The 4658-nt window shown below is 56.4% G+C and carries 4 protein-coding genes; 2 read left to right on the forward strand and 2 right to left on the reverse strand.

What is annotated here, in order from left to right; translation table 11 throughout:
* Positions 1-52 precede the first annotated feature (52 nt).
* Together aprA and aprB are read right to left on the reverse strand one after the other, a co-directional pair.
* On the reverse strand, positions 53-2029 hold the full coding sequence (aprA, locus tag ABYV26_RS21320; RefSeq protein ID WP_372683376.1) for an adenylyl-sulfate reductase subunit alpha: 1977 nt from the start codon (positions 2027-2029) through the stop codon (positions 53-55).
* Between the two features lie 63 nt (positions 2030-2092).
* A complete protein-coding gene (gene aprB, locus ABYV26_RS21325; RefSeq protein WP_372683377.1) occupies positions 2093-2524 on the reverse strand; it encodes an adenylyl-sulfate reductase subunit beta in 432 nt (143 codons plus the stop codon).
* Positions 2525-3090: 566 nt separating this feature from the next.
* On the opposite strand from aprB, the gene ABYV26_RS21330 reads away from it, so the two are divergent.
* Positions 3091-3831 (forward strand): YkgJ family cysteine cluster protein, encoded by a 741-nt coding sequence (locus ABYV26_RS21330; RefSeq protein ID WP_372683378.1) that lies wholly within the window; start codon positions 3091-3093, stop codon positions 3829-3831.
* 2 nt (positions 3832-3833) lie between these two features.
* Positions 3834-4649, forward strand: coding sequence for an SDR family NAD(P)-dependent oxidoreductase (locus tag ABYV26_RS21335; RefSeq protein ID WP_372683379.1), 816 nt, complete (start codon positions 3834-3836; stop codon positions 4647-4649).
* Positions 4650-4658: the final 9 nt, after the last annotated feature.

The following is a 4658-nucleotide window of genomic DNA, read 5'->3' on the forward strand; positions in this document are numbered from 1 at the left end:
AGGACACCTGGAGGTGCTTTCCTATTCGGCTATGCTGAATGCCGACATGCCATTACGGGATGATTTTGATGTAGTCTTTCTTGAAGACATCCCATTCCTTCTTTTCCGGGTCGTACTTGGAGTCGACGAAACAGAACCAGTTCTCGTCATCCTGTCCCGGATAGTCCGCCTGGTAGTAGAAGCCCGGGTAGCGGGTCTCTTTGCGGTACTGAATGTGGCGCAGGTGAGCCTCGACCGTCCAGATGCGGTGTTCGATTTCCCAGCATCTCATCAGCTCGTGCAGGTCTCCGGCAGCCATCTTGGCGCAGTCTTCGCGCATGGTGGCAAGCAGGTCCATGACGACTTCCAGGGACTTGCTGGTGGTCATGTAGTAGGTGGCGGTTCCGGCACCGTACTCATGGGTGGCCTTCATCAGGCGGTACATCATGCCGTTGGGCTTGATGTAATTGGGGTTGATGTCGATGGCGGTGGTGTAGTCCTTGTTATCCAGGAAGGTGCGGACCGGCTTGTAGACCAGGTCGACCAGTTCCTGCGCGGACTGCTTCAGGGTCGGGGTGAAATCGGCGAAGTCCGTGGCGTAGCGCACCATTTGTTTGGCGGCAATGCGGCCTTCGGCATGGGACCCGGAAGAAAACTTGTGCCCGGAGCCGCCCACACCGTCACCGGCGGTGAACAGACCCTCGACGGTGGTCATGCGGTTGTAAATCTTGCCATTACGGGCCTTGATTTTGTAAGCATCCGGCACCCAATCCAGGTCGGGGCCGGAGGTCCACAGACCGCAGCAGCCGGAATGGGAGCCAAGCAGGTAAGGTTCGGTGGGCATGACCTCGGAGTTCTTCTTCTCCGGCTCACAGTCCTGGGCACACCACAGGTTGGCCTGGCCGCAGGTCATGTCCAGAAAGTCTTCCCACGCCTCGGATTCGAGATGCTTGAGCTCTTTCTTGTCCATGGTTTTGCCCAACTCGGCCAGGGCGGTCACGGTGTCCATCATGATCGGGCCGCGGCCCTCTTTCATTTCGAACAGCATCAGGTGGTTACGCAGACAGGTCGGGGTGATGGCGGCCGTTCCGTAAGGAGCGTATTTTTCCAGCTCGGCTTTGGCAGCATCGCTGGCGGCGAAATTTTCACCCAGACCGTTGAGGGTCTTGGCCTTGAACAGCAGGAACCAGGCACCGACCGGGCCGTAACCGTCTTTGAAGCGGGCCGGCGTGAAACGGTTTTCCATCATGGTCAGTTCGGCACCGACCTTCATGGCCATGGTGTAGGTGGATCCGGCATTCCATACGGGATACCAGGCACGGCCTTTACCTTCACCGACCGAACGGGGCTGGTAGATGTTCACCGCGCCGCCGCAGGCAACCATCATGGTCTTGCATTTGATGATGTAGACGATGTTTTCACGGACGGAAAAACCAACGGCGCCAGCGATCTGATTGGGCACCTTGGCATCCAGCAGCAGTTCGACGATGAAACAGCGCTCGATGATGTTGTCATCGCCCAGGGCCAGTTTGGCGGCTTCGGCGACGATGCGCTTGTAGGATTCACCGTTGATCATGATCTGCCATTTACCGGTGCGGACCGGTTTGGCGCCGGACTTCAGGGTCCCCATTTTCTGACCCTTCTTGCCGTCCAGGTTCTTGCCGTCTTCGGTTTTCTTCCAGACGGGCAGACCCCACTCTTCGAACAGGTGTACGGAATCGTCGACATGGCAGCCCAGATCGAAGATGAGGTCTTCGCGAACCAGACCCATCAGGTCGTTGCGCACCATGCGGACATAGTCTTCCGGGGCATTTTCGCCAACATAGGTGTTGATGGCGGACAGACCCTGGGCAACGGCGCCGGATCTTTCCATGGCGGCCTTGTCGCACAGCAGAACGCTCTGGCCGTCTTTGAGCCATTTTTTAACTTCAAATGCGGTACCGCAGGCAGCCATACCACCGCCAACGATGAGAATGTCAACCTCTTTTTCGACGACTTCGGGATCCCGCACGGCCTTGAGTTCACCCACAGGTTTATTCGGTAATGCCATATTTTATCCTCCTGTAGAAATACGAATTCTTAAAGTTGTATCACCAACAAACAGTAAACCGGATTAGACCTTCGGCGTCGGCATCGTGTACCCGTCAGCTTCTTCGGTGGAGAGAAGGCCGCTTTCGAGGTCCTTGCCCTTGAGATCCGCGTAAGCATTGGCTTGGCCTTCGGGGGTGGTCCGGATGGGAAACTTGAAACGTTTGATGAGGCCGTTTCTGAACTTGCAGGTCCACATGACGTCTTCGGTACCCATCATGGGCATGATGGAACTTCCCAGCGGCACGAAATCGGCGTAGCCGCGCACTTCGATGGCCTGGGTGGGGCAGATCTTCACGCAGGAAAAGCACTCCCAGCACTGATCGGGTTCCTGGTTGTAAGCTTTCATGGCGTTGGGATCCAGCACCATCAGGTCATTGGGACAAATGTACATGCAAGCGGTCTTATCGCCACCCTTGCAGCCGTCACATTTTTCCTGAATTACAAAACTTGGCATTTAGTATACCTCCTACGGTTAGTTAAAAAGATTTCACTCAACCTACTTCCGAAAATAAGGCTTGACCCTCCTGTTTCTCGCACCTCCCTTCCATAGATTAGGTGTCCGAATGGTTTCGACCCGGACAGTTACATTGGGCTTGTTTAAAACCCCATACCCTGTTTTTACAAAACACGACGTGCAGACATGAATCCAATGCACTGCGGCATTGATTTGATCGATTGAATATATCGTATAAATTCGGGAAGATAGTCATTGTGCAACACAAGGTAAGATCAATATCATCCAGCATATTCATTGTCAAGAATTTTCGGTGGCATAAATGCCCAGAAGATGCAGTCACTTACACGCAGCCATACGATCGTCTACATATCGTTGAACCTTCCCCCAGAAGTACAATATGTGGTGGGATAGTCTGCTTGACGACGAACACGGTCAACCCGTTCAACAATCGATTCCCCTTAGCGTCGATTGGGTCGACTGGATGAAGATTGGAGTTGACACGCCTGCCCAGCGTGCTACCACTGCCCCACACGACCAGAACCCAAACATTCAGGAGGCCGGCCATGCAACCCGCTGTTGTGCCACTGGAATGCCACCAAACCTTCCGTTTCACCTGCGCTCCGCATGTGACCTGTTTCAATGCCTGCTGCCGGAATCTGAATCAGGCGCTCACCCCTTATGATGTCCTGTGCCTCAAACAGGTTCTGAAAATGTCATCCGGCGATTTTCTTGACCGGTACACCGTAGAGAGCACCGGACCTGGAAGCGGGCTGCCGGTGGTTTCCCTGCGCTTCAGCGATGCAGATGACCTGGCCTGTCCCTTTGTAACCGATGCAGGCTGCCGTGTATATGCAGCCCGGCCCGCTTCCTGCCGAACCTATCCGCTGGCCCGGGGCGTCTCCCGTGACCGCGAAACTGGACGTCTGAGCGAGCACTGGGCACTGATTCGAGAGCCCCATTGTCTAGGTTTTAAAAACGGGCACCGGCACACCGTGAACGAATGGATCGACGATCAGAAAATTGCCGCTCACAACCGGATGAACGACCGAATGCTGGAGCTGATCGGCCTCAAGAACCAGCGGCGGCCGGGCCCGTTGATGCCTTCGGAAACAAAACGGATCTATACGGCCCTTTACGACCTGGACGCCTTTCGCAATGATCCTTTTTACAGGAACCGCAACCTGTCGACCTCTGCAGACAACCGAACCATTGACCGGTCTGGAACCGGTGATCTGGACCTGCTGCTGGTCGCCATGGACTGGGTTCGCAAATATCTCCTATCCTTTTTACCGGAACAGGCCTGAATATGAAGCCCAATCAGAAAGTGGCCCTGGTGCTTGGCGGCATCAAGGGAATCGGAAAAGCCATCGGCCTGGACCTGTTGGGTCGTGGCACCCGGGTGGCGGCCACCTGGTTTGACTGGCCGGAAAGCCTGGCAGCCATGCGATCCGATTTCGCCGATACCGGAACGGACCACATGATCGAACGGGTTGACCTGCTGGACACCGACGCCATCTGCGCTCTGGTGAAGCGGGTCACGGACCGTTTCGGACGGCTGGACATCCTGATCAACAACATTGAACGGGGAGGGTGGCCGGCAGTTCACGGCCGCTACACCCGGGAACAATGGGATCTGGAAATAGCCACCACCCTGCGCGCCAAGCAATGGGTGTTCGAAGCGACGCTGCCCCATCTCAAGGCTTCCGGAGACGGCGCGGTGGTCAACCTCTCATCTATTGCCGGCATTGTCGGCCGGAGCGGTCCGGCCAGCTACCTCTTCAACGAGGGGTATGCGGCAGCCAACCGCGGCATCTCGCTGCTCACGGAAACCTGGGCCCGTTTGGGAGCGCCCCAGGTCCGTGTGAACGAGCTGATGCTGGGCATTTTCGAAACCCGCCATGGACCGGATACCCGGGGATGGGGCCTGCTGACCGAGACACAACGGCAGGCCATTGTTGATCACACCCTGCTGGCCGGAATTGGGCGGGTGGGGGATGTGGTTCGTGCCGTCCGGTTTCTATTGGAAGACGCTCCGTTCATGACCGGCAGCGTGATGCGACTGGATGGCGGCTACCCGCTGGGCGGTGAGCCGGTCGCGCCCATGCCCAAAGGTGTCGTATAGCACCTATCC

Origin of the sequence: Desulfosarcina sp. (assembly GCF_041551955.1) — a bacterium.
Classification (GTDB): Bacteria; Desulfobacterota; Desulfobacteria; order Desulfobacterales; family Desulfosarcinaceae; genus Desulfosarcina.